We start from the raw sequence: 23773 nt of genomic DNA on the forward strand, positions 1-23773 counted from the left end.
GGTCAAAGTGCGATAGCCAGCTGTAGTCGCCGCTCATTGGGTGCTCCTTGCAAAGCCGCGGGCGGCGCGTTTTTCCAGGAAGTGCATGCTGGTCATCGCCAGTACGGTCAGGCCCAGGTACATGAATGCGGCGACCATGAAGAAGGTGAAGGGTTGCTTGGTCACGGTCACGCCGATTTGCGCGTGGCGCATGATTTCTTCCAGGCCGATTACCGACACCAGCGCGGTGTCTTTCATCAGGATCATGAACAGGTTACCCAGGCCCGGCAGGGCGATGCGCCACATCTGCGGCATGATCAGCCGGGTGAAAATCCGAAACTTCGACAGCCCCAACGCCACACCGGCTTCGCGGTGCCCCTTGGGAATGGCGAGGATCGCGCCGCGGAACACTTCCGTTGCGTAGGCGCCGAAGCACAGGCCCAGGGCGATGACGCCAGCGGCGAAGGCACTCAGGGACAGGTCTGGGTTGCCGAAGAACTCACCCAGGGCACGCATCAGATTGACGGTGCCGAAGTAAATCAGCAGCACCCACAGTAATTCGGGAATACCGCGAACGATGGTCGAATACGCACCGCCCAGCCATTGCAGCGGCTTGTACGGCGAAGTCTTGGCCAAGGCGCCGGCAAGGCCGAGCACCAGCCCCAGGCACAGGGCCGTGAGCGCCAGTTTGACGGTCATCAGCGCGCCGGCGGCGAGCGCCGGGCCGAATCCGTAGAGATCGAAATTCATGGTGTTTTCATATCGCGGCAGGCATTGCTAAAAGCCAGCGCGCTCGCAGGAGCGCGCCGGGCAGGCCGTTCAGATCATTCGATGCTGAACGGGAAGTACTTGTCGTTGATCTTTTTGTAGGTGCCGTCTGCCTTGATCTCTGCCAGGGCTTTGTTCAGGCGCTCGCGCAGCGGGTCGCCCTTGCGTACGGCGATACCGATCTTGTCGCTTTCTACCACCGGGTCGCCTTTGAATTCATAGGCCGAACCGTCTTTGCTCTTGAGCCATTCGTACTGCACGTACTTGTCAGCCAGGATGCCGTCGAGGCGACCGGAGGTCAGGTCGAGGTAGGCGTTTTCCTGTGTGTCGTAGAGCTTGGCTTCGGTGTCCGGCAGCTTGTCTTCCAGGTAGGTACCGGCCAGCGTTGCGCGCTGTGCACCGATCACCTTGCCTTTGAGGTAAGTGGCGTCGGTCTTGAAATCCGCAGTGGCTTTGGGCGCAATGAACTGCAGCTTGTTGGAATAGTACGGGTCGGTGAAGTCCACCGCCTGCTTGCGCTCGTCGGTGATCGACAGCGAGGACACCAGGAAGTCGAACTTCTTGGCGTTCAGGGCCGGGATGATGCCGTCCCAGTCGGACACATACACTTCGCACTTTTCGACTTTCATCTTGGCGCACAGGGCGTCGCCGATGTCCTTGTCGAAGCCGACAACGTTACCGCTGGCGTCTTTATTGTTGAACGGCGGGTAGGCCGCTTCGATCCCCATTTTCAAGGTTTCTGCCATGGCCGTGGCGCTGAACGCCATCGAGACGGCCGCGGCCAGAAGGAATTTCTTATAGGTCTGCATGCATGTTGCTCCGTTAGCGGTTGCTGGACATGAATTGTTTGCAGCGCGCCGAAAGCGGGTTTTCAAACACCTGCTGTGGCGATCCTTGCTCTTCGACCAGGCCCTGGTGCAAAAACACCACTTCGCTGGATACCTGACGGGCGAAGCCCATTTCGTGGGTGACCAGCAGCATGGTGCGGCCTTCTTCGGCCAGTGCGCGGATCACATTAAGTACTTCCTGAACCATTTCCGGGTCAAGCGCCGACGTCGGCTCATCGAACAGGATGACTTTAGGTTGCATCGCCAGGGTGCGGGCAATCGCCGCCCGCTGTTGCTGGCCGCCGGAGAGTTGCGCAGGGTAAGCGTGGCGCTTGTCGGCAATACCGACCTTGGCCAGCAGGGCCTCGGCCACTTCTATGGCTTCTGCCTTGCTTTGGCCGAGCACGCGACGAGGGGCCTCGATGATGTTGTCGAGGATGCTCATGTGCGGCCACAGGTTAAAGTTTTGAAACACAAACCCGATTTCGCTGCGCAGGCGGTTGATCTGCTTGCCGTCGGCGGCCATCAGTTCGCCGTTTTTCGCGGCCTTGAGCTTGAGTTCTTCGCCGGCCACCAGGATCTGGCCCTGGTGCGGGTTTTCCAGCAGGTTGATGCAGCGCAGGAAGGTGGACTTGCCGGAACCGGAGGAACCCAGGATCGAGATCACATCGCCGTCGCGAGCGGTCAGCGAGATACCCTTGAGTACCTCAAGCTCACCATAGCGTTTGTGCAAGTTGCGGATTTCAAGCGCGGGCGTGGCCTCGGCCATGTGCGGTCCTCATTGTGTTCGTTGCGATCTTCGCTGTTGGGCCGCCTTCCTGGCGAGGCGCCAAGCTAGCATAGCGTTTGGATGACAGCCAACAGCGCTGCGGACGGTTAACCGATGGTCTGCGGCAGGGTGTCGCATCGGCGCAGTAGCGTGTCGCGCCATCAACAACCTACAGACGTTTGAACCGGAAAGATCCACAGGCTTCGCGTAAAAAAGGGCGCGATGGTGCCAGCTTTGGCCGGGTGTTGGAAGGGTTAACCGGGCAAACGGTCCATATCAGCCCGTTTATGGGGCGTCACGTACTTTTTGTGTGTGTTTTTGGTGCGTCGGATTGGCTGGAAGGTGAGTCGCACGGTAACGCTATAGCGGAATGCCATGATTCTCAACGACTTGCGAGTGCTGACGAATTGTCCTACAGCCCGCGTCAACTGCGGCTCTGTTACATTTTGGCGCAAATCTTGCGTAAAAAATAAAGAACGCCCTGTTGGATTCTTTTCACGAGAAAGGCTGCAGGCCGGGCGAACCGTTTTCGCAATTCCTCGCAAAGGTGTGTCAATGAGTAGTACGCAAAGCTCCAATGACCTCGAACAGGGGCTCAAACCGCGGCACGTCACCATGCTGTCGATTGCCGGCGTCATCGGCGCCGGTTTGTTTGTCGGCTCCGGCCATGCGATCGCTGCTGCCGGCCCGGCTGTACTGTTGGCCTATGCAGCCGCCGGTACACTGGTGGTCTTGGTAATGCGCATGCTGGCCGAGATGGCCGTTGCGTCACCCGATACCGGTTCGTTCTCTACCTATGCCGACCGGGCAATCGGCCACTGGGCCGGTTTCACCATTGGCTGGCTCTATTGGTGGTTCTGGGTGCTGGTGATTCCGTTGGAGGCCAACGCAGCGGCGACCATCCTGCACGCCTGGTTCCCCGACGTGGCGATTTGGGCGTTTACCCTAATCATTACGTTGTTGCTGACTGCAACCAACCTGTTCAGTGTGAAGAACTACGGTGAGTTCGAGTTCTGGTTTGCGCTGATCAAGGTCGTGGCGATCGTCGGCTTTGTGATCCTCGGCCTGGCCGCGATCTTCGGCTTCTTGCCCACCAGCCAGGTCAGCGGTGTTTCGCACTTGTTCGATACCCAAGGGTTCATGCCCAACGGCATGGGTGCGGTGTTGGCGGCGATCCTGACCACCATGTTCTCGTTCATGGGCACTGAGATTGTCACCATTGCTGCCGCCGAATCGAAGAACCCTGGCCAGCAAATCACCAAGGCCACCAATTCGGTGATCTGGCGGATTGGTTTGTTCTACCTGTTGTCGATCTTCATCGTGGTCTCCCTGGTGCCTTGGAACGATCCGACCTTGGCTGCCGTAGGTTCCTACCAGACTGTGCTGGAACGCATGGGCATTCCGAACGCCAAGCTGATTGTCGACCTGGTGGTGCTGGTTGCCGTGACCAGCTGCCTCAACTCGGCGCTGTACACCGCGTCGCGCATGCTGTTCTCCCTGGGCCGTCGCGGTGACGCACCGGCCGTGGCCAAGCGTACCAACAAGAGCGGCACGCCTTACTGGGCAGTGTTGCTGTCTACCGGCGCTGCGTTCCTGGCGGTATTTGCCAACTACGTCGCCCCGGCGGCCGTGTTCGAATTCCTGCTGGCCAGCTCCGGCGCCATTGCGTTGCTGGTGTACTTGGTGATTGCCGTGTCGCAACTGCGCATGCGTCAGAAGCGTGCGGCGGCGGGCGAGAAGATCGTGTTCAAGATGTGGTTGTTTCCTGGCCTGACGTACGCGGTGATGGTGTTTATCGTCGGTACGTTGACCATCATGCTGTTCCAGGAAGCGCACCGGGTCGAGATCATCGCCACCGGGATTCTGAGCTTGCTGGTGGTGTTGGCGGGGTTGGTGGTGGCGAGCCGTCGCAAGGCTCAAAGAGTGGGGGCTGCGGCGCTTAACTGATACGCCGCTATTCAAACTGTGGGAGCGGGCTTGCTCGCGAATGCGCTAGACCAGTCAATAATTGAGTGACTGTCAGAATGCATTCGCGAGCAAGCCCGCTCCCACATTTTTATTTTGCGTCAGTCGGGGGCGTTGGCCAGCGCCTGGGACGCCGCCACGTAGTCGGCCTGGAACTGCGGCGACTCAATCCACGCCAATGCGGCGGCTTCATCATCGCTGTCCGTCGCCCACTGCCGATACTCGATCAGCGCCGCCAGGATAAAGTCGGTCGCTTCCTCTTCGCCTTCCTGCTCCAGCACCAACGCCAGCAACGGGTGCGCCAGGAACACCGCACACAGCGCCTGCTGGCTGATCTCGCCGGCGGTACGCATTTCGACGAACAGTTCAGTCAAATCCACCGACTCAAGGTCGATGCGGCTGTCGTCGCCAGCAAAAGCATCCGGCTTGTGCGCCACGGCGCGCTGGGTGCGGTTTTGCTTGGCCTTGGCTTTTGCCCGGTGGGCGCGTTTTTGCTGCTTGTTTGGCGAGGCCATGGGCTTAACGTCCTTGGGGTCTGGGTTTAGAGGGTGTATTGAAGCGCAGGTTGGGGTAAATCCCAAGGGTTTCTCGGGCGGCGATGATTGCTGTAGTGCTCGACCTTATCTGCGCGGGTACTTAGGCTGACAGTCTATGGATCCACCAGAGCCCGCCCATGACCCGTGACACCCTGGAACACCATCAGGTCCCGATCTACTTCGTTGCCGTCTTTGCGGCCGTCACGTTTGGCCTGCTCTGGCCCTTGTCGGCGCAGGGCCTCAGCCTTTGGGTGACCCCTGCCATCGCCGTGCTGATGTATGCGATGTTTTTGCAGATACCCTTTCTTGAGCTGCGCCAAGGCTTGGGCAACAAGCGCTTCATGGGGGCCTTGCTGCTGGCCAATTTCATCCTGGTGCCTTTACTGGTGTGGGGGTTGACCCGCGGCCTGGTGGAGCGCCCGGCGTTGCTGGTGGGCGCTCTGCTGGTGTTGCTGACGCCCTGTATCGACTACGTGGTGGTGTTTACCCATATCGGCAAGGGCGACTCGCGGTCGATGCTGGCGGCAACCCCGCTGCTGCTGTTGCTGCAACTGCTGCTGTTGCCGGTATACCTGGGGCTGATGTTGGGCGAGCAATCCAGCGTGGTGGTGGCGGCGGGGCCGTTTGTCGAGGCGTTCTTGGGGCTGATTGTGGTGCCGATGCTTCTGGCAGTAGTGACCAGCGTCCTTGCGCGGCGGTCGAGCATAATCAGTCATTGGAACAGTGCCTGGGCGTGGTTGCCGGTGCCGGCGATGGCGTTGGTGCTGTTTGTCGTGCTCGCTTCGCACATCACGGCGGTAATGCAGGATATCAATGTGTTGCTGCCAGTTATTCCGGTCTACGTAGCCTTTGTGTTGCTGGCGCCGTTGATGGGCATTGGGGCTGCGCGCCTGTTCGCACTGCCAGCTTTGACGGCGCGGGCGGTAACGTTCAGTGCGTCGACCCGTAACTCGCTGGTGGTTTTACCGTTGGCGCTGGCCCTGCCGGAGGATGTGCGCGGCTTGGCCGCAGCGGTGGTGGTCCTGCAGACCCTGATCGAGTTGGTTGCCGAGTTGGCCTACGTTCGCCTGATCCCGGCAGTGGTGTGGCCCTCCAGTCGGTAACCGCGTGAATGTTCAGGTCTGTTCAGGCGCCATTCAGGGGCGCGTTCGGCACCATACGCCAGCGCTTCCCACCTGACAGGTCACCCGATGGATCACCGCAACCGTTTTCGCCTGGAGTCACTGGGTATTTTCCTGGTCGCTCTCTTGTTGTTCACAGTAGGCATCTGGGATCAGCAGCCCCAGGGTTTTGACGGGCGTTGGGCGCTTTTCCTGCAGGAAATGTATCGCCATGGCGCGAGTCTTTTCCCCACCACCTACGGCCAGCCCTATGCGGATTACCCAGGCACCGCGACCTTCTTCAGTTATCTATTCGCCCGCTTGTTCGACGCGCCGAACCACTTGGCGAATGTGCTGCCCACGGCGCTCGCCTCGGCGGGTGTGATCGCGCTGATGTATCGTCTGCTGGCACCCTACAGCCGTGCCTGGTCGCTGCTGACGATGCTGCTCACGCTGCTCACCGCCCAGTTGCTCGAAAAGTCGCGCTCGGTGTGCCTGGACCAGATGGTCGCGTTGTTATGCGTGGGCAGTTTCTATCTGCTGCACACCGGCGAACGCCTCGGGTCACGGCTGAGGCAACTGGCGGTGTTTCCGTTGTTCATCCTGGGTTTCGCCATACGTGGGCCGCTGGGGTTGATTGAAGTCTGCGGGGTGGTGTGTGTGTATTGGGCGTTGGGCAAACCGGGGGTGCGTGTCCGGCAGATCCTGATCCACGGCGTTGTCGGCCTGGTGTTGCTCGCCGCGTGCTGGTGGTTATTGATGAAGCTTGCGCGGTTCAGTGGTGGCAATGCGTTTGCCGATGAAGTCTTCAAGATGCAAGTCGGTGGGCGTCTGGATGAGTCGGGTGAGCCGTTTTACTTTTACTTCCAACTGAGCTTGTACCGCTACTTCCCGGTGGTGCCGCTGGCGTTTGCGACCCTGTTTGCGTTGCGCCATCGCTGGCCCGAGCGTTGGGGCAATGAGCACCTGCAATTGCTGGTGCGGTTCGGGGGCTGCGGCTTGATGATTCTGCTCGGCCTGTCGGTACCGCACTTCAAGCGCGCTTATTACATTCTGCCGATGGTGCCGATGTTTGCGGCTGTCGCTGCCTATGGGCTGCTGCATGCGCAAGGCTGGCTGGTGGGCGTGCGTCGCGGCTACGAATGGCTGGTCGCGGCGCTGCCGGCGTTGTGCGTGGTTGTGTTGTTTGTGTGTCGACACGCCTGGCACAAGCAGGGCTACTGGCCGGAGATTTCCTTGCCGTTGATGATCGGCGTGCTGGTGGTGCTGCAAGCCGCAGCGTTGATTGCCTGGCAGCGAGCATGGCGGTTGGTGTGGCTCAGTCTGATCGCCCTGGCGGCGCAATGGCTGTTGCTGGTGACGGTGATAGAGCCGGCCAAGGACCTGCAATTCGATACTCGGCGGTTTGTCAGCCAGGTGGAGGCGTTGCGCCAGGCGCAGCCGGGCCCTTTGGTGTTTGTCGATCTGGCCCGGGATACCTGGGCGGTGCGCTACATGATGAACCTGGATCACGATGAACAGCCGCTGTTTGTCGGGCGACACGAGCTTGAGAAATTGGCGGCGCTGCCCCGGCCCTCGTGGGTGATCGTATCGCGCAAGGAGACCGCGCTGTTGAAGGGGTCGCCGGTGGAGCACCTGGCGCCGAGCTATCAAGGGCGCTTGAATGACAACCCATTGATGGTGTTTTTGCTCAGGTAAGAAGGCCCTTGAGCCAAGGGCCTGCCGAGCAGCTGATTACTTGCAACGGAAGCCTTCAGGCATCGTGACCGTATAGTTGCGCTGCACGCGGTCCTGGAAATTCAGATTCTGCAAACCCTGCTGTACCAGGAAGGCTTCGACCTTGGCGGCTTGGCAGTCGTCGTTATAGGACGACGCCCGTAGCAGGTAGACAGCGCGCCTGCTCACTTCATCACGAGCGGTGACCCGGAAGGTGGTGAGCGTGGTGTAGCCGGTGCGCTCCGAGGTCCCTACCGGGCCGTAGGAGGTGTTTGGAGTGCTGGTGCAGGTCAGTTGGTCGGTCTTTTTCTTGTTCTTCTTGCATTGGGTGGTGGTGCTTTTTGCCACCTGCCCGTATTCGGTGGCGGTATAGCGATACGTCACCTGCTTGCTGTCGACGTCCAGGGTGACGGTCATTTTGATTGGTGCATGGTTCTTGGGCAGGGTGGTGTCGGTGAAGACATTGCGAAAGCCCTGGTCCTGCATGGCGCGGACCATGTCACGCAGGTAGTAGCGGGCGTTGAGTGAGTTTTCATCGCTGCCGCCGGTGGAGGTCACCAGCACGGTTGCCTGTCGGTCGAAGTGATAGTCGGGATCAGGCGTCGCGTTGATCGCTACGTCCAGCTGCGTGGCACACCCACTGAGCAGGGCGGTCAGTAGTAACAGGGTGCAAAGCAAGAAGCGGGTCATGAAAAAACCTTACAACTGAGATTTGGGTAAAGGCTGAACGATTGAGTCCAGCCAAAAATAACCCTCAATCGTCCTGCTGCGACATCGTGTCCGTAAATGCGTGAGTCGCATTAAATCGCAGGCAATAAAAAACCCCAAGGAACGCATTGTTCCTTGGGGTTTCTCGGTATTTTGGTGCCCAGAGACGGAATCGAACCGCCGACACGGGGATTTTCAATCCCCTGCTCTACCGACTGAGCTATCTGGGCAACGGGGCGCATTAAACGGGTTTTTCAGGGGGTCGTCAAGCAAGTTTTCAAAAAATATTTAATTATTACCGTCGCTTACGTGCAGACCCCGGTTTTTGATCAATTATTGAGCAGGTGGAACGTAGCCGTCGGCCTTGGCGTATTCCTCGCCGGAAAAGAACTTGTCCATTTCGCCGGCCAGGTATTTACGGTCCTCGGCATTCATCATGTTCAGGCGTTTTTCGTTGATCAGCAGGGTCTGGTGTTTCAACCAGTCGCCCCAGGCTTTGGCGGAGACGTGCTCGTAGATGTCCTGGCCCTTGGCACCTGGGTACGGAGGGCGCTCCAGGGCTGGCAGTTCTTCTTTGTACTTGCGGCACATGATGGTGCGGGTCATGACGAAACTCCTGCGTTCAATACGTCGGCCGCGCGCTTCAGCAGTTTTTTCACCGGGGCGGCAAGGCCCAGGCGCGGCGGGGTGGCGAGGTTATACCAGAGCCAGTCGGCCTCGGCCACGTGATGGGCGGTTTCCTCGACCTGGACCAGCCAGGGTTCGATGGCCAGTTGGAAGTGGCTGAAAGTGTGGACCAACCCGGGCAGTTCCTGATGCTTGCCCAGCGCCAGCGCGTGCTGGTTGGCGAGGTGATCCAGGTCTTGCAGGTCGTCCAGCTCCGGCAAGCTCCACAAGCCGCCCCACAAGCCCGTAGACGGGCGACGGTAAAGCAGGATCGCGCCCTCGGCGTTGGCCAGCATGGGCATCAGCGTGCGCTTTTGCGGGATGGTCTTGCGCGGCTTCGGGATCGGGTAGCGTGTTTCCAGGCCCAGCATGTGGGCTTCGCAGCCTTTTTCCAGCGGGCACAGCAGGCAACTGGGTTTGCTGCGGGTGCACAGGGTGGCGCCCATGTCCATCATGGCCTGGGTGTAGGCGTTGACGCGCTCAAAGGGTGTGAAGCGCTCTGCGGTGGCCCACAGCTGCTTGGCCACCTTGGGTTCGCCAGGGTAGCCCTCTTGGGCGGTAAAGCGCGCCAGCACGCGTTTGACGTTGCCGTCGAGGATCGGTGCGCGCAGGCCCATGCTCAGGCTGGCAATCGCACCCGCGGTGGACAGGCCGATGCCCGGCAGCTCGGTGAGCTTTTCCACGTCGCGGGGGAATTCGCCGCCGTGTTCGGCCACCACGATCCTGGCGGTCTTCTGCAGGTTGCGCGCCCGTGTGTAGTAGCCCAGGCCCGTCCACAGGTGCAGCACTTCATCTTCCGGCGCGGCGGCCAGGGCTTCGACCGTCGGCAGGGATGCCATGAACCGGTCGAAGTAGTTGAGCACGGTGCTGACCTGGGTCTGTTGCAGCATGATCTCCGACACCCACACCCGGTAAGGGGTGATGCCCTGTTGCCAGGGCAGGTCGTGGCGGCCATGGCGGTCGTACCAGTCCAGCACCGCTTGTGAAAACTGCTCGTTTCTCATCGGTTGAACAGGCCTTTCAATGCGTCTTTGAGCTTGGGGTTAACCTTGTCGAGTTTCTCTTCCAGCTTCTCGTTGAGGCGGTTGCCGGCAGCCTTGAGGGCGACCTGGCCCAGGCCGTCCTTGTCCAGGCGGCAGGCCTTGGCGCCAAGCTCAAGCGGGCCTCGGCAGCGCAGTGGCACCTCAATGCCCTGGAAGTTGGCGCCGACCTGGCAGGCTGGGTCCGGCACGTCGCGCTTGTCGCCTTCGACGATGATGCCGACGCGGTAGTCCATGCCCAGCACGCGTAAATCCACATCACCGTTGCCGTTGAGCGTCAGGCCAGGAATGCGTACTTTCAGGTCGGGGTTGCTGGCCACGCCGTTACGGAACGTGAGGTTGCCGCGCAGTTCCTGGAAGGGCGTGTCCTTGCCGCCTGGCGTGGTGCTCAGGGTCTTGCGGTTGAGCAGGGCGATGCCGGTACACAGTTGCTGCTCAATGTTGGCATTGAGCAGCACACCGTTGTTGATCACGATGCTGGCGGTGCCGTTGAGGCTGTCGATCAGGGCCTTCTGGCTGTTGCCGCGGCCGCTGAGGTTGCTGTCGAGGGTGAGCTGGCCTTTGACCGGCGGAGTTTTCCCTTGGGCCTGCAGGATGCGTTCAACAGGTACCTGCTTGATGTGGCTTTGCAGGGCCAGCACTGGCGTGTCCTGGCGCACGTCGAGTGTGCCGTTGGCCTGGAACGTGCCGTTGTAGAGGCCGCCGCTAAGGGTGTCGAGCTTGAGTTGCCCGTCAATGCCGGAGGCTTTAAGCACCGCATTTTGAATGGGCAATTGGCTAAGGGTCAGCTCGCCAAAGGCCAGGTCTGCATTTACGTCCAGGCTGCGCAGGCGCGTCAGCGGCAGCAGTTTGTCATTGCTCCAGGCACCTTTGGTCGGCGCCTCGGGCAATGGCGTGTTGCCGCCTGCCGCCATGGCGCCGGCCTCGCTGCTCTGTACTTCGGCCTGGCGTGCAGCGGTTGCACCTTTGGCGGCTTCGGATTTGGCCGGCAGGTAATTGTCGGCATTGAAGGTATCGCCCTTGAGCTGCACACGCAGGGACTGCTTGGCGAAATCATCCACGGCGACGCGGCCGGTGAAGGTGCTGCCATCGAGCTTCAGGTTCAGGTCTTCCAGGGCGACGCTGGTGGGCGTGCCCTTGAGGCGGCTCACCAGCTCGACCTTGCTCAGGCTACCTGGGGCCATGGCTGGCAGTGGGTGGCCGATGCTCTCAAGAAACTTGGCCAGGTCAAACTGGGCAACCGACAGGGCGCCGCTGATTTGCGGGGTTTTGTCCAGGTCATTGGCCTTCAGTTCGCCCAAGGCGCGCAATTGGTTGGCCGCCAGTTTCAGGTTGGTCCATTCGGCGACGTTGGCCGCCAGGTCCACCAGCAGTTGGCCCTGGGTAGAGAAGCTCACGGTCTTGCCTTGCAGCGGCTCGCCGGTGGCTTCACCGCTTAAGCGCATGTCTTCGAACTGGTAGCGCTTGAGGGCCCGCTGGATGCGCAAGTTGCCGTTCAGCTCGGTCTTGACCCGCATCAGCGGCTGGTTGCTACCCAGGAACGCCGTGAGTTTCAGCGGAATGCTGGCGCCTTCGTGGATGGCTCCGGCGCTCAGTTGGATGCTCTCGGCACTCAATTGCTTGCCGGTCTGTTCATCGGTGTATTCGACGCGGGCGTTGTTGATGGTCAGGCTGTCGATGTCCAGGCGGATCGGCTGCGGCGGTTTTTCCGGCTTGGTTTCAGCCACCGGTTCGACCGGCGCGGGAGCGGGGGCACCGGCGGTTTCGTCGGGCAGGTTCTTGCCGATGTCTTCCCAGTTGCCGTGGCCTTGCTTATCGCGGTTCAGGCGCAGGTTCAGGCCCTCGACACGCACATCGCTCATCTGCACTTCGCGGCGCAGCAGCGGCAGTACGCGCACCGACAGGCCGAGCATCTGCAAGTCGGCGAAAGGTTGGGTGGGTGCGGTCAGGGTCGCGACGCTGGCCTCGTGCAGTTCCAGGCCCAGCCAGGGGAAAAGGCTCCAGCCGATATCGCCATTGAGCGTCAGCTCGATGTGGGCCTTGTCGCGGGCTATCTGGCGAATTTCTTCTTTGTAGTCGTTGGGATCGAAAAGGTGGGTCAGGGCAAAGCCGAGCGCCACAATGATCAGCAACAGCCCCAGAAGTACCAGACCCAGGATTTTGCCGAACGCTTTCATGGGCGAGTCCTTGTATGTCGATTTCAAAATTTAGCCGCAGAGTATAACGCCCGAAGGCCGGCGTCAGTTCACGGATCGTTACATTGTATCCACCGGCGCGGAAATGGGATTTTGACGTCAGAAAAATACAGATAATCCAAAAAAGGTAGTGGCAGTTTGATTTTTCTGTCATCCACTGGTGCTAATCTCTGCACGTTCGTCCGCCTTCTGCGACTTAACGTCGCGCCTTAAAGGGAGCTTCACTCAACAAAACGGCCACGCTTTGCGTGCAAGGCCGAGGGAGAGAGCGCCTGACGGACGCATACCAATAACTGGGGGAAACACCAATGAGCACTAGCACTGTGGCCGGCAATGCCGCCGCACAGCCTGCGTTCCTGTCCAAGGAACGCATCATCGCCAAGCCGGGCTTCAACCGCTGGCTAGTTCCACCGGCCGCACTGGCCATCCACTTGTGCATCGGCATGGCCTACGGCTTCTCGGTGTTCTGGCTGCCCTTGTCCAAGGCGCTGGGTATCACCGCGCCGGTGGCCTGCGCGCCGGACATGAGCTTTATCGCCCAAGTCTTTTCGTCCCAATGCGACTGGCCGATCTCCATGCTGGGCTGGATCTACACCCTGTTCTTCATCTTCCTGGGCTGCTCGGCAGCGATCTGGGGCGGCTGGCTGGAACATGCCGGGCCACGCAAGGCCGGCGTTGTCTCGGCGTTGTGCTGGTGCGGTGGCCTGCTGATCTCGGCGCTGGGTATCTATACCCACCAGATCTGGCTGATGTGGATCGGCTCCGGTGTCATTGGCGGTATCGGCTTGGGCCTGGGCTATATCTCGCCCGTTTCGACCTTGATCAAGTGGTTCCCGGACAAGCGCGGCATGGCGACCGGCATGGCGATCATGGGCTTCGGCGGCGGCGCGATGGTGGGTGCGCCCCTGGCTGCGGCACTGATGGGCCATTTCTCTTCGCCCACCAGCGTGGGCGTATGGCAGAGCTTTGTGGTCATGGCGGCGATTTATTTCGTGTTCATGATCGGTGGCGCCCTGCTGTATCGCGTACCGCCGACCGGCTGGAAGCCTGAGGGCTGGACCGCGCCGGCGAAAAAAGCCAGCAATGCGATGATCACTCACCGTCACGTGCATGTGAATGTGGCGTGGAAAACCCCGCAGTTCCGCCTGGTATGGCTGGTGCTGTGCCTGAACGTGTCTGCCGGTATCGGCATCTTGGGCATGGCCTCGCCGCTGCTGCAGGAAGTGTTCGGCGGCAAGTTGTTGGGTGTTGATGTGCCATTTGGCCAATTGGATGCGGGCCAGTTGGCCTCCATTGCAGCCATTGCCGCTGGTTTTACCGGCCTGTTGAGCCTGTTCAACATCGGTGGCCGGTTCTTCTGGGCCTCGTTCTCTGACTACCTGGGGCGTAAAAATACCTACTTCGTGTTCTTCGCCCTGGGCTTTGCCCTGTACGCGCTGATCCCGAACCTGGGGCATCTGGGCAACGTGGCGCTGTTTGTGGCGGCGTTCTGCATCATCCTGTCGATGTACGGCGGTGGTTTTGCCACGGTTCCGGCCTACCTGGCCGACCTGTTCGGCACCCAGATGGTTGGCGCGATCCACGGTCGCCTGTTGACCGCCTGGGCCGCTGCGGGCGTGTTGGGCCCGGTGCTGGTGAACTACCTGCGTGAATACCAGTTGAGCATCGGCGTTGAACGCGCCGCGGCCTACGACATCACCTTGTACATCCTCGCCGGCTTGCTGGTGCTGGGCTTCATCTGCAACCTGCTGGTGCGCCCGGTGGCCGATAAGTACTTCATGACTGATGCAGAACTTGCCGCCGAACAGGCGCTGGGCCATGACAAAGGTGCCGATGCCACCACCGTGCTGGAGTGGAAGGCCTCCGCCGCCAGCAAGCCGCTGGCGATTGCCGCGTGGCTGGTAGTGGGTATTCCGCTGGCGTGGGGTGTGTGGGTGACCCTGCAGAAGACGGCGGTACTGTTCCACTGACACCGCACTAAGAGTGGGCCCGGCTCCTGTGGGGCCGGGCTAATGTGGGAGCTGGCTTGCCTGCGATACAGGCACCTCGGTGTACCAGTTGCCTCGCAGTGATGCTATCGCAGGCAAGCCAGCTCCCACATAAGCCCATGCTCACATGTATGCACATGTCTATCCCCGACATTCCTCGCTCCAACTCGTCAGTCTTATCCCCTTCGTTGTTTCTGTTTAGCGCCTGCGCCCCTATAATGGCTGCCTTTTTCGCCCAATGATTTTGCGGAGCTGGTGATGGCCGAACGTAAGGCATCTGTCGAGCGCGACACTCTGGAAACCCAGATCAAAGCCTCGATCAACCTGGATGGCACCGGAAAGGCCCGATTCGATATCGGTGTCCCTTTTCTTGAGCACATGCTGGACCAGATCGCCCGTCACGGGCTGATCGACCTGGATATCGTCGGCAAAGGCGACCTGCATATCGACGACCACCACATGGTGGAAGACGTGGGCATCACCCTCGGCCAGGCGTTTGCCAAGGCCATCGGCGACAAAAAAGGCATCCGTCGCTACGGCCATGCCTATGTCCCGTTGGATGAAGCGCTGTCCCGGGTGGTCATCGACTTCTCCGGCCGCCCGGGTTTGCAGATGCACGTGCCTTACACCCGCGCGAACGTGGGCCGTGGCTTTGACGTTGACCTGTTCCAGGAATTCTTCCAGGGCTTTGTCAACCACGCACTGGTCAGCCTGCACATCGACAACCTGCGCGGCACCAACACCCACCACCAGATCGAAACCGTGTTCAAGGCTTTCGGCCGCGCGTTGCGCATGGCTGTAGAAGTCGATGAGCGCATGGGCGGGCAAATGCCGTCGACCAAGGGCGTTCTGTAATGCAGACGGTCGCGGTTATCGATTACGGCATGGGTAACCTGCACTCGGTGGCCAAGGCCCTTGAGCATGTAGGTGCCGGCAAGGTGCTGATCACCAGCGATGCCAACGTGATTCGCGAAGCCGACCGCGTGGTGTTCCCCGGCGTTGGCGCGATTCGCGATTGCATGGCCGAGATCCGCCGCCTGGGCTTTGACAGCCTGGTGCGCGAAGTCAGCCAGGACCGCCCCTTCCTCGGTATCTGCGTGGGCATGCAGGCTTTGCTCGACAGCAGTGAAGAGAACGGCGGTGTCGACTGCATCGGGGTGTTTCCGGGCCAGGTGAAGTTCTTCGGCAAAGACCTGCATGAAGAGGGCGAGCACCTCAAAGTCCCGCACATGGGCTGGAACGAAGTGCGCCGCACCGTCGACCACCCGCTGTGGCACGACATTCCGGACATGGCGCGTTTCTACTTCGTGCACAGCTACTACATCGCCGCCGGTAACCCGCGCCAGGTGGTGGGTGGCGGGCATTACGGCGTCGATTTTGCCGCCGCGCTGGCCGATGGTTCGCGCTTTGCCGTGCAGTTCCACCCGGAGAAGAGCCATACCCATGGCCTGCAATTGCTGCAGAACTTCGCCGCGTGGGATGGTCGCTGGTAATGGCCAAGAAACCGAAGCCGCCGATCTTGAACCTCACGCCCGAGCAGGAGCGTGCGGCCACCGACAAGATCAAACGTTTCATGGAAGACCGCTTCGAGCTCAAGCTGGGTTCGTTCGAGGTCGCCGAGATTCTTGAGCTGTTCACCACCGAAGTGGCGCCGCATTATTACAACAGGGCGGTTTTCGACACGCAGACGCTCCTTAAGGAAAGGTTCGAAAGCATCGAAAGCGACTTGTGGTCGCTTGAGAAACCCTGATTTCCCAAGCATTGCTGAATATCGAATAAGGTTTGCCAGATGCTGATTATCCCCGCTATCGATCTCAAGGACGGCGCTTGTGTCCGCCTGCGCCAAGGCCGCATGGAAGATTCCACGGTGTTCTCCGATGACCCGGTGAGCATGGCTGCCAAATGGGTAGAAGGGGGCTGCCGTCGTCTGCATCTGGTGGACTTGAACGGCGCCTTCGAAGGCCAGCCGGTCAATGGCGAGGTGGTCACCGCCATCGCCAAACGCTACCCGAACCTGCCGATCCAGATCGGCGGTGGTATCCGCTCCCTGGAAACCATCGAGCACTACGTCAAGGCGGGCGTGAGCTACGTGATCATCGGCACCAAGGCCGTGAAAGACCCAGCCTTCGTCGCCGAAGCCTGCCGCGCGTTCCCCGGCAAGGTTATCGTCGGCCTGGATGCTAAAGACGGCTTTGTTGCCACCGATGGCTGGGCTGAAATCAGCACCGTGCAGGTGATCGACCTGGCCAAACAGTTCGAAGCCGACGGCGTGTCCGCCATCGTTTATACCGACATCGCCAAAGACGGCATGATGCAGGGCTGCAACGTTCCGTTCACCGCAGCCCTGGCAGCGGCCACCAAGATTCCGGTGATCGCCTCGGGCGGCATTCACAACCTGGGTGACATCAAGTCGCTGCTGGACGCCAAGGCTCCCGGCATTATCGGCGCCATCACCGGCCGTGCGATCTATGAAGGTACCCTGGACGTCGCCGAAGCTCAGGCTTACTGCGACGCCTACAACGGCTGAGGACTGACCATGGCGCTGGCCAAACGCATCATCCCTTGCCTGGACGTCGACAACGGTCGTGTGGTCAAGGGCGTCAAGTTCGAGAACATCCGTGATGCCGGCGACCCGGTAGAAATCGCCCGTCGCTACGATGAGCAAGGTGCCGACGAGATCACCTTCCTCGACATCACCGCCAGCGTCGATGGCCGCGACACCACGCTGCATACCGTCGAGCGCATGGCCAGCCAGGTATTTATCCCGCTGACCGTGGGCGGTGGCGTGCGCACCGTGCAAGACATCCGCAACCTGCTTAATGCCGGTGCGGACAAGGTCTCGATCAACACCGCCGCCGTGTTCAACCCTGAGTTTGTCGGCGAAGCCGCGCAACACTTCGGCTCGCAATGCATCGTGGTGGCTATCGACGCCAAAAAGGTGTCCGGCCCGGGCGAAACCCCGCGCTGGGAGATCTTCACCCACGGCGGGCGCAAGCCTACCGGGCTGGACGCGGTGGAGTGGGCGATGAAGATGGAAGGCCTGGGCGCCGGTGAAATCCTGCTGACCAGCATGGACCAGGACGGCATGAAAAACGGTTTCGACCTGGGCGTCACCCGCGCCATCAGTGATGCCCTGGGCATCCCGGTGATCGCGTCGGGCGGCGTCGGCAACCTGCAACACTTAGCCGATGGCGTGCTCGAAGGCCATGCCAGCGCGGTGCTGGCGGCGAGTATTTTCCACTTTGGTGAATACACCGTGCCCGAGGCCAAGGCCTATATGGCGGCGCGCGGTATCGTCGTGCGCTAAACGCTGCTGGACACCATGGCAGGCTCGCGGCACTCTCTGCGCTTGCCATGGATTCCGGTAGCCTTCATGTTCAAACACCTGCTGCTCGCCCTCGCCAGTTCCTCCATGTTCATGGCGGCTACGGCACACGCCGAACAACCGTCTGACGCCTCCCTGGTGTTGCTGACGGAAAATTTCCCGCCCTACAACATGGCGAAAAACGGCAAGAACTTCGCCAAGGACGAGAACATCGAAGGCATCGCCGTAGACATCATGCGCGAAACCTTCCAGCGTGCCGGCATTTCCTACAACCTGACCCTGCGCTTCCCGTGGGAACGAATCTACAAGCTCGCCCTGGAAAAACCCGGTTACGGTGTGTTTGTGATGGCGCGTCTGCCAGACCGTGAAGCCTTGTTCAAATGGGTCGGCCCCATCGGCCCGGATGATTGGGTACTGCTGGCCAAGGCCGACAGCAAGATTCAGCTAGAAAGCCTGGAGCAAGCGCGCCGCTACAAGATTGGCGCCTACAAAGGCGACGCCATTGCCGAAAGCCTCGACAAGCAGGGGCTCAAGCCGATGGTCGCCCTGCGTGACCAGGACAATGCGCAAAAGCTCATGGAAGGCCAGATCGACCTGTGGGCCACCGGCGATCCTGCCGGGCGTTACCTGGCGCGGCAGGTGGGGGTGAACGGGCTCAAGACGGTGTTGCGGTTCAACAGTGCGCAGCTTTACCTGGCGTTGAACAAGGACGTGCCGGATGAGGTGGTGGCCAGGCTCCAGGCCGCATTGGATGAGTTACGTAACAGCGGCCGTATAGACGAAATCATGGCGCGTTACCTCTGAAGTCGGCAGGATGAACACGATCAACAATGTGGGAGCGGGGTTGCCCGCGATAACAATGGATCAGCCAATACCTGTGTGACCGACACTCCGCCATCGCGGGCAAGCCCGCTCCCACAGTAGATCTTTGCGATCTTCCTTAACGGTAAATACCGTCCTTGCCATGCCCGGCCATCGCCCGATTACTGCGCACGCTGATCATCAACTTGATATCGATCCACTCCACGCCCTGCGCCTTGAGCTTGGGCAATTCGCGCTCCAGTACCGCCAGCGTCTGTGGGTAAGGATGCCCGATCATGACTGCCGAACCCTGCTTGTGCGCCAGTTTGATCGCGGTCTGCAGTTGCGTGGTAATCGCCGCCTCGGTGCGTTCGTCATCGAGAAATACATCCCGCGACACATGGGCTAAACCGATCTTCTGTGCCTCGGCGGCGGCGACGGTTTGCGCACTGGTTCGGCTGTCGACGAAGAACTTGTGGCGCCGTTGCAACTCACCCATCAGCCAGGCCATCGCTACCGGTTGTGCAGTCATGCGGCTGCCCATGTGGTTGTTGATACCGGCGGTGTAGGGCACGGCTTCAAATGCCGCGTCCAGGCGCTTGCCCAGTTCTTCGATGGACAGCTCCGGGTGCCAGGCGAATGGACCGGTGGCCGGGTCCATAGGCATGTGCAGGATCACGATCTTGCCAGCCTTGTGGGCCTCACGGGCGAATTCGGCGGCGTGGGGCGTGTCCGGCATGATGGCGGCGGTCACCGGGCCGGGTAGCGCAAGCACGCGACGATCCCGAGGCAGGTTTTGCCCCAGGTCGTCGATGATAAGCGTCAGGTAGGCTTTGTGCGGTTCGCCGGCAGGGGCCGCTTGAGCGACCCCTGCCAGGCTGCACAGCACAGCGAAGATCAGGGCAAAGCGCATGATCAACGGCTGCGGGTGATGCTCAAGCCCTTGAGCAGGCTGAGTGCCTGGGCCAGTTGGTAGTCATCGTCCTGGGGCATCGGCTTGGCCTTGGCGCGGCTGCCGGTTGGCTGGTCGGCGCCGCCGTTGCCATTGCCCAGGTGACCTTGCAGATCGGCCTCTTTGTAGTATTCGCCATCGATCTCGTTGGTGATCTTGGCGCGGCGTACTTCGATGTCCGGCACGATGCCCTGGGCCTGGATCGAGCGGCCGTTAGGCGTGTAGTACAGCGCCGTGGTGATCTTCAGTGCGCGTTCGTTGTTCAGCGGCAATACGGTCTGCACCGAGCCTTTGCCGAAGCTGGTGGTGCCCATCAGCACGCCGCGCTTGAGGTCTTGCAGGGCGCCGGCGACGATTTCCGAGGCCGAGGCGCTGCCGCCGTTGATCAGCACCGCCAACGGCACGTTTTCGCTCAAGTCGTTGCCGGTGGCCGAGAAGCGCAGTTCGGAGTTGGCAATCCGGCCTTTGGTATAAACGATCAGGCCCTTGGTGACAAAGTGGTCGACCACTTCAACCGCCGACTGCAACACGCCGCCTGGGTTGTTACGCAGGTCAAGCACGATGCCGTTGAGCTTCTTGCCGTTGTCTTTGCGCAGCTTGGCCAGGGCCTTGGCCACTTCGTCGCCGGTCTTGACCTGGAACTGGGTGATACGGATGTAACCGTAGCCCGACTCCAGCAACTGGCTCTTCACGCTCTTGACCGTGATGGTCGCACGGGCCAGGGTCACGTCAAACGGGTTGCCGCCGTCGCGTACCAGGGTGAGGGTGATCTTCTGGCCGAGCTTGCCGCGCATCTTGTCGACGGCTTCGGTCATGGTCTGGCCACGGGTCGGCTGGCCATTGATCTTCACGATCAGGTCGCCGGCCTGGATGCCGGCCTTGGACGCTGGGGTGTCGTCGATGGGCGAGACCACTTTGATCTGGCCGTCTTCGGAGCCCACTTCGATGCCCAGGCCGCCGAACTCACCACTGGTGCTTTCCTGCAGCTCGGCGAAATCTTCCGGGCCCAGGTAGGCGGAGTGCGGGTCGAGGTTGCTGAGCATGCCCTTGATGGCATTTTCCAGCAGGGCCTTGTCGTCTACGGGTTCGACATACGCTGCCTTGATCCGGTCCATGACCTCGGCAAAGGTGCGCAGCTCGTCCAGCGGCAATGGCGCCTTGGTCGTCGCAGCCATGGCAGGTGCAGCCGGTGCGGCCTGGTCGGCAAAAGCCAGAGGCGCGCCGATCACCAGGGCGATCGTCAGGGCCAGCGAAGTGAGGCGGGACAAATGCAGCATGTCGAACGAACTCCTAATGTAGATGCGACCCTATCCTTGGGACCGGCACCATTGTGCAGGGTCGCTCGGGCGGCCCTGCTGACGAATAGCAAAGTACAGCGCCGGGGTGTCCTGGCCACCACTGTTACCGACAGTGGAGATGGATTCACCGGCTTTTACAACATCACCTGCCGACTTGAGTAGTGTCTGATTGTGGCCGTAAAGGCTCAAATAGCCATTACCGTGGTCAAGAATCACCAGCAAGCCGGCGCCCCGCAACCAATCGGCGAACACCACGCGCCCACCATGCACGGCGTGGACCTGGCTGCCGGCAGAGGCGCTGATCATCACGCCATCCCACTTGGCACGGGTGTCATCGCCACGGGTTTCCCCAAAGCGTGCCAGTAATCGACCATCAACCGGCCATGGAAGTTTGCCCCGAGCTGAAGCAAAAGGGCCACCGAAGGACTCGCCACTGCTGGAAACCAGCGGGCCAGGGGCTGCACGCGCCGGTTTGCGCGGGGCCGGAGCGTCGCTGGTGGCAGCCAGTTCGGCCTCACGCTGACGCTTTTTTTCGGCTTCCTGCTGGGCGATCAGCGCTTTTTGCCGCGCTTCTTCGGCCTCGCGTGCCTGGCGGGCCAGGGTTTCTTCGATAGTCTTGAGGACTTTGGCCAGGTCGGCCTGGTCCTGCTCGCGTGCCTGGAGCTTGGCGTCGCGGGCTTTTACGTCGCTGTTGAGCTTGGCCAGGGCCTGCTGGCGTTCCTTGCGCACCTTGTCCAACTGATCACGCTGGGTGTCGAGGGCGGTTTTCTGGTCGAGCAGTTGCGATTGCTGGTCGGCAATCTCCTGCTCGACATTGGCCAATTGGCGCAGGGTTTCGTTAAACCCCTTCAATTGCGCCAGGCGTGCCTGGCTCAGGTAGTCGTAATAGGTGAGGGTACGGGCGAATTTTTCCGGGTTCTGCTGGTTGAGCAGCAGCTTGAGGTACTCCTGGCGTCCGCTCTGGTACGCGGCACGGGCCTGGATCGCGATCAGGCGTTGCTGTTCAACGCGTGCGCTCTGGAGTTTTTTTTTCTCAGCGTCGAGTCGCTCCAGTTCCGACTCGCTCTTCTTTAGTTCTTTTTGCAGCTCCTGGACCTGCTTCTCCAGCTTGCCCATCTCGGTTTCCGTGCCGCGCAGGTCTTTCTGCACCCCGGATTTTTCTTCCTGGAGCTTGCCGAGCAGTTTTTTCAGCTCGGTAATGTCCTGACGCGTAGCGTCCAACTGTTGTTGGGTTTGTGCGCGCTCATCGGCAAATGCCGGTTGGAGCAGGCAGACAAGAGCAAGGGTGATCAAGGCGCGAAGCATAGAGGCGGGCGACACCAGGGGAAAAGGACGGCCTAGTATGCCCGCCAAGCGCTGCAAAAAAAACGCCCAATTGGGGCGGTAGGGCAAGATAGCCGCCGAGTGGCGATGGTATGGCAAAAAGACATCTATCAAACACCACAAAACCAATGTGGGAGCGGGCTTGCCCGCGATTGCGGTGGGTCAGCGACATAGATGTCGACTGATTAGCCGCTATCGCGGGCAAGCCCGCTCCCACACTGTTTTGTGGCGTACTTTGGATCAGACCAGGATCGAGGTCCCGGTCATCTCCTTCGGTTGCTCCAGCCCCATCAGTTTCAGCATGGTCGGCGCCACATCCGCCAGCACGCCACCTTCACGCACTTTCAGGTCACGTTTGCCGACATAGATGAACGGTACCGGCTCGGTGGTGTGTGCTGTGTGAGCCTGACCAGTGGATTCGTCGGACATCTGTTCGCAGTTGCCGTGGTCGGCGGTGATCAGTGCTTCGCCGCCGACTTTTTCCAGCGCGTCGACGATGCGGCCAACACATTTATCCAGGCATTCCACGGCCTTGACCGCCGCTTCCAGGTTGCCGCTGTGGCCAACCATGTCGCCGTTGGCGTAGTTGACGACGATCACGTCATAACGCTGGTGATCAATGGCGTCGACGATCTTGTCGGTCACTTCCGGTGCGCTCATTTCCGGCTGCAAGTCGTAGGTAGCGACTTTTGGCGACGGGATCAGGATGCGCTCTTCGCCGGGGAACGGCTCTTCGCGGCCACCGGAGAAGAAGAACGTCACGTGGGCGTATTTCTCGGTTTCGGCGATGCGCAGCTGGGTCTTGCCGTTTTTAGCCAGGTAGTCGCCCAGCACGTTCTCCAGGCTGCCCGGGGCGAATGCCGACGGGGCCGGGATGTTGGCGGCGTATTGGGTAAGCATGACGAACTCGACCTTTGGCTGGCGTGCGCGCTCGAAGTCCTTGAAGCCTTCATCGACGAACACATGGCTCAGTTCACGGGCGCGGTCGGCGCGGAAGTTCATGAACACCATGGCGTCGCCGTCTTCGACCTTCACCGGCTCGCCGATGGTGGTGGCCTTGACGAACTCATCGCTTTCGCCACGGGCGTAGGCTGCTTCCAGGCCTTCCTGGGCGGTGGCCGCGTTGAATTCGGCCTGGCCTTCGACGATCAGGTTGTAGGCCTGGGCGACACGGTCCCAGCGGTTATCGCGGTCCATGGCGAAGTAACGGCCCACCAGGCTGGCGATGCGGCCCTTGCCCAAGGCGGCGAAGGTGGCGTCGAGCAGCTCGATCGACGATTGCGCGCTTTTGGGCGGTGTGTCGCGGCCGTCGAGGAAGGCGTGCAGGTAGATCTTGTCGGCACCGCGCTTGAACGCCAGTTCGGCCATGGCGACCAAGTGATCCTGATGGCTATGTACGCCGCCGTCCGACAACAGGCCCATGAAGTGCACGGCTTTACCGGCGGCGACGGCTTTATCGACCGCCGCGCAGATGGTCGGGTTCTCGAAAAACTCACCCTCGCGGATCGCTTTGGTCACACGCGTGAAGTCTTGATATACCACTCGTCCGGCGCCGAGGTTCATGTGGCCGACTTCCGAGTTACCCATCTGGCCGTCCGGCAGGCCCACGTCCATGCCGGAACCTGAGATCAAACCGTTGGGAACCGTTGCAGTCAGGCGGTCCAGCACGGGCTTGTTGGCCGAGTACACGGCGTTGTCGTGGTGGCTTTCACTGTGTCCGAAGCCATCGAGAATTATCAGGACCAAAGGTTTAGGCGTGGTAGTCATAGATCCTCTCGCGGCGGTAATAAAGGAAGACAATGGAAAAGGGAGTGGCA

Annotated in this window: 22 protein-coding genes and 1 tRNA gene; 10 read left to right on the forward strand and 13 right to left on the reverse strand. The window is 60.7% G+C overall.

The features are described from left to right. Positions 1-33: 33 nt before the first annotated feature. The 3 genes from BT199_RS14120 to BT199_RS14130 form a co-directional block, all read right to left on the reverse strand. Positions 34-729 carry an ABC transporter permease gene (locus BT199_RS14120; RefSeq protein ID WP_005783890.1) on the reverse strand — a complete coding sequence of 232 codons (696 nt, stop codon included), beginning with the start codon at positions 727-729 and terminating at the stop codon, positions 34-36. 74 nt (positions 730-803) lie between these two features. Beyond that, positions 804-1556 (reverse strand): ABC transporter substrate-binding protein, encoded by a 753-nt coding sequence (locus BT199_RS14125; protein WP_014716503.1) that lies wholly within the window; start codon positions 1554-1556, stop codon positions 804-806. 13 nt (positions 1557-1569) lie between these two features. After that, entirely contained in the window at positions 1570-2343 is a 774-nt protein-coding gene (locus tag BT199_RS14130; RefSeq protein ID WP_010213906.1) for an ABC transporter ATP-binding protein, read from the reverse strand. A 555-nt stretch (positions 2344-2898) separates the two neighbouring features. Here BT199_RS14130 and gabP point away from each other — a divergent pair. After that, positions 2899-4290: a GABA permease gene (gene gabP, locus BT199_RS14135; RefSeq protein ID WP_020302403.1), complete on the forward strand. Its 1392-nt coding sequence runs from the start codon at positions 2899-2901 to the stop codon at positions 4288-4290. A 119-nt stretch (positions 4291-4409) separates the two neighbouring features. On the opposite strand, the gene BT199_RS14140 is transcribed toward gabP, so the two are convergent. Next, positions 4410-4823 carry a hypothetical protein gene (locus BT199_RS14140; protein ID WP_014716505.1) on the reverse strand — a complete coding sequence of 138 codons (414 nt, stop codon included), beginning with the start codon at positions 4821-4823 and terminating at the stop codon, positions 4410-4412. 158 nt (positions 4824-4981) lie between these two features. On the opposite strand from BT199_RS14140, the gene BT199_RS14145 reads away from it, so the two are divergent. Together BT199_RS14145 and BT199_RS14150 are read left to right on the forward strand one after the other, a co-directional pair. Beyond that, positions 4982-5947 carry an arsenic resistance protein gene (locus tag BT199_RS14145; protein WP_072434753.1) on the forward strand — a complete coding sequence of 322 codons (966 nt, stop codon included), beginning with the start codon at positions 4982-4984 and terminating at the stop codon, positions 5945-5947. 87 nt (positions 5948-6034) lie between these two features. Beyond that, positions 6035-7642, forward strand: a complete 1608-nt coding sequence (locus BT199_RS14150; RefSeq protein WP_060767891.1) for an ArnT family glycosyltransferase — start codon at positions 6035-6037, stop codon at positions 7640-7642. A 36-nt stretch (positions 7643-7678) separates the two neighbouring features. Here BT199_RS14150 and BT199_RS14155 read toward each other — a convergent pair whose 3' ends face one another. The 5 genes from BT199_RS14155 to BT199_RS14175 form a co-directional block, all read right to left on the reverse strand. Beyond that, entirely contained in the window at positions 7679-8350 is a 672-nt protein-coding gene (locus tag BT199_RS14155; RefSeq protein WP_072434755.1) for a hypothetical protein, read from the reverse strand. A gap of 172 nt (positions 8351-8522) precedes the next feature. Further along, positions 8523-8598 (reverse strand) — tRNA-Phe (locus BT199_RS14160). 103 nt (positions 8599-8701) lie between these two features. Then, a complete protein-coding gene (locus tag BT199_RS14165) occupies positions 8702-8974 on the reverse strand; it encodes an oxidative damage protection protein (RefSeq protein ID WP_034125530.1) in 273 nt (90 codons plus the stop codon). Beyond that, complete coding sequence (mutY, locus tag BT199_RS14170) at positions 8971-10038, reverse strand: A/G-specific adenine glycosylase (protein ID WP_072434757.1); 1068 nt, start codon at positions 10036-10038, stop codon at positions 8971-8973. The genes BT199_RS14165 and mutY overlap by 4 nt, the downstream gene beginning before the upstream one ends. Then, positions 10035-12251: an AsmA family protein gene (locus BT199_RS14175; RefSeq protein WP_072434759.1), complete on the reverse strand. Its 2217-nt coding sequence runs from the start codon at positions 12249-12251 to the stop codon at positions 10035-10037. The genes mutY and BT199_RS14175 overlap by 4 nt, the downstream gene beginning before the upstream one ends. Positions 12252-12577: 326 nt before the next feature. On the opposite strand from BT199_RS14175, the gene BT199_RS14180 reads away from it, so the two are divergent. From BT199_RS14180 to BT199_RS14210, 7 genes are all read left to right on the forward strand, one after another. Further along, on the forward strand, positions 12578-14239 hold the full coding sequence (locus BT199_RS14180) for an OFA family MFS transporter (RefSeq protein WP_019819976.1): 1662 nt from the start codon (positions 12578-12580) through the stop codon (positions 14237-14239). A gap of 276 nt (positions 14240-14515) precedes the next feature. Beyond that, the gene (hisB, locus tag BT199_RS14185; protein WP_003187781.1) at positions 14516-15112 is read left to right on the forward strand and encodes an imidazoleglycerol-phosphate dehydratase HisB; all 597 of its coding nucleotides are present in this window, start codon (positions 14516-14518) and stop codon (positions 15110-15112) included. Beyond that, on the forward strand, positions 15112-15750 hold the full coding sequence (gene hisH, locus BT199_RS14190; protein ID WP_014716513.1) for an imidazole glycerol phosphate synthase subunit HisH: 639 nt from the start codon (positions 15112-15114) through the stop codon (positions 15748-15750). The genes hisB and hisH overlap by 1 nt, the downstream gene beginning before the upstream one ends. Continuing rightward, positions 15750-16007 carry a DUF2164 domain-containing protein gene (locus BT199_RS14195; RefSeq protein ID WP_014716514.1) on the forward strand — a complete coding sequence of 86 codons (258 nt, stop codon included), beginning with the start codon at positions 15750-15752 and terminating at the stop codon, positions 16005-16007. The genes hisH and BT199_RS14195 overlap by 1 nt, the downstream gene beginning before the upstream one ends. A 39-nt stretch (positions 16008-16046) precedes the next feature. Next, a complete protein-coding gene (gene hisA / locus BT199_RS14200; protein ID WP_003187784.1) occupies positions 16047-16784 on the forward strand; it encodes a 1-(5-phosphoribosyl)-5-[(5-phosphoribosylamino)methylideneamino]imidazole-4-carboxamide isomerase in 738 nt (245 codons plus the stop codon). A 9-nt stretch (positions 16785-16793) separates the two neighbouring features. Continuing rightward, the gene (gene hisF, locus BT199_RS14205) at positions 16794-17564 is read left to right on the forward strand and encodes an imidazole glycerol phosphate synthase subunit HisF (protein WP_003187786.1); all 771 of its coding nucleotides are present in this window, start codon (positions 16794-16796) and stop codon (positions 17562-17564) included. Positions 17565-17630: 66 nt separating this feature from the next. Further along, a complete protein-coding gene (locus BT199_RS14210; protein ID WP_014716515.1) occupies positions 17631-18386 on the forward strand; it encodes a substrate-binding periplasmic protein in 756 nt (251 codons plus the stop codon). A gap of 136 nt (positions 18387-18522) precedes the next feature. Here the strand turns inward: BT199_RS14210 and BT199_RS14215 are convergent, their stop codons facing one another. From BT199_RS14215 to gpmI, 4 genes are all read right to left on the reverse strand, one after another. After that, positions 18523-19296: a divergent polysaccharide deacetylase family protein gene (locus tag BT199_RS14215; RefSeq protein ID WP_019819983.1), complete on the reverse strand. Its 774-nt coding sequence runs from the start codon at positions 19294-19296 to the stop codon at positions 18523-18525. A 2-nt stretch (positions 19297-19298) separates the two neighbouring features. Then, positions 19299-20612 carry a S41 family peptidase gene (locus tag BT199_RS14220; RefSeq protein ID WP_020302395.1) on the reverse strand — a complete coding sequence of 438 codons (1314 nt, stop codon included), beginning with the start codon at positions 20610-20612 and terminating at the stop codon, positions 19299-19301. A 30-nt stretch (positions 20613-20642) separates the two neighbouring features. Further along, on the reverse strand, positions 20643-21938 hold the full coding sequence (locus tag BT199_RS14225; RefSeq protein ID WP_019819986.1) for a murein hydrolase activator EnvC family protein: 1296 nt from the start codon (positions 21936-21938) through the stop codon (positions 20643-20645). Between the two features lie 258 nt (positions 21939-22196). Then, the gene (gene gpmI, locus BT199_RS14230) at positions 22197-23723 is read right to left on the reverse strand and encodes a 2,3-bisphosphoglycerate-independent phosphoglycerate mutase (protein WP_072434761.1); all 1527 of its coding nucleotides are present in this window, start codon (positions 23721-23723) and stop codon (positions 22197-22199) included. Positions 23724-23773: the final 50 nt, after the last annotated feature.

The organism is Pseudomonas sp. NFR02, from assembly GCF_900119375.1.
Lineage (GTDB): Bacteria > Pseudomonadota > Gammaproteobacteria > Pseudomonadales > Pseudomonadaceae > Aquipseudomonas > Aquipseudomonas paracarnis.

What these genes read in the sequence shown, in the direction of transcription:
- BT199_RS14120 (WP_005783890.1), bottom strand. Translation starts at nt 729, where the DNA reads ATGAATTTCGATCTCTACGGATTCGGCCCGGCGCTCGCCGCCGGCGCG.
- BT199_RS14125 (WP_014716503.1), bottom strand. Translation starts at nt 1,556, where the DNA reads ATGCAGACCTATAAGAAATTCCTTCTGGCCGCGGCCGTCTCGATGGCG.
- BT199_RS14130 (WP_010213906.1), bottom strand. Translation starts at nt 2,343, where the DNA reads ATGGCCGAGGCCACGCCCGCGCTTGAAATCCGCAACTTGCACAAACGC.
- gabP (WP_020302403.1), top strand. Translation starts at nt 2,899, where the DNA reads ATGAGTAGTACGCAAAGCTCCAATGACCTCGAACAGGGGCTCAAACCG.
- BT199_RS14140 (WP_014716505.1), bottom strand. Translation starts at nt 4,823, where the DNA reads ATGGCCTCGCCAAACAAGCAGCAAAAACGCGCCCACCGGGCAAAAGCC.
- BT199_RS14145 (WP_072434753.1), top strand. Translation starts at nt 4,982, where the DNA reads ATGACCCGTGACACCCTGGAACACCATCAGGTCCCGATCTACTTCGTT.
- BT199_RS14150 (WP_060767891.1), top strand. Translation starts at nt 6,035, where the DNA reads ATGGATCACCGCAACCGTTTTCGCCTGGAGTCACTGGGTATTTTCCTG.
- BT199_RS14155 (WP_072434755.1), bottom strand. Translation starts at nt 8,350, where the DNA reads ATGACCCGCTTCTTGCTTTGCACCCTGTTACTACTGACCGCCCTGCTC.
- BT199_RS14165 (WP_034125530.1), bottom strand. Translation starts at nt 8,974, where the DNA reads ATGACCCGCACCATCATGTGCCGCAAGTACAAAGAAGAACTGCCAGCC.
- mutY (WP_072434757.1), bottom strand. Translation starts at nt 10,038, where the DNA reads ATGAGAAACGAGCAGTTTTCACAAGCGGTGCTGGACTGGTACGACCGC.
- BT199_RS14175 (WP_072434759.1), bottom strand. Translation starts at nt 12,251, where the DNA reads ATGAAAGCGTTCGGCAAAATCCTGGGTCTGGTACTTCTGGGGCTGTTG.
- BT199_RS14180 (WP_019819976.1), top strand. Translation starts at nt 12,578, where the DNA reads ATGAGCACTAGCACTGTGGCCGGCAATGCCGCCGCACAGCCTGCGTTC.
- hisB (WP_003187781.1), top strand. Translation starts at nt 14,516, where the DNA reads ATGGCCGAACGTAAGGCATCTGTCGAGCGCGACACTCTGGAAACCCAG.
- hisH (WP_014716513.1), top strand. Translation starts at nt 15,112, where the DNA reads ATGCAGACGGTCGCGGTTATCGATTACGGCATGGGTAACCTGCACTCG.
- BT199_RS14195 (WP_014716514.1), top strand. Translation starts at nt 15,750, where the DNA reads ATGGCCAAGAAACCGAAGCCGCCGATCTTGAACCTCACGCCCGAGCAG.
- hisA (WP_003187784.1), top strand. Translation starts at nt 16,047, where the DNA reads ATGCTGATTATCCCCGCTATCGATCTCAAGGACGGCGCTTGTGTCCGC.
- hisF (WP_003187786.1), top strand. Translation starts at nt 16,794, where the DNA reads ATGGCGCTGGCCAAACGCATCATCCCTTGCCTGGACGTCGACAACGGT.
- BT199_RS14210 (WP_014716515.1), top strand. Translation starts at nt 17,631, where the DNA reads ATGTTCAAACACCTGCTGCTCGCCCTCGCCAGTTCCTCCATGTTCATG.
- BT199_RS14215 (WP_019819983.1), bottom strand. Translation starts at nt 19,296, where the DNA reads ATGCGCTTTGCCCTGATCTTCGCTGTGCTGTGCAGCCTGGCAGGGGTC.
- BT199_RS14220 (WP_020302395.1), bottom strand. Translation starts at nt 20,612, where the DNA reads ATGCTGCATTTGTCCCGCCTCACTTCGCTGGCCCTGACGATCGCCCTG.
- BT199_RS14225 (WP_019819986.1), bottom strand. Translation starts at nt 21,938, where the DNA reads ATGCTTCGCGCCTTGATCACCCTTGCTCTTGTCTGCCTGCTCCAACCG.
- gpmI (WP_072434761.1), bottom strand. Translation starts at nt 23,723, where the DNA reads ATGACTACCACGCCTAAACCTTTGGTCCTGATAATTCTCGATGGCTTC.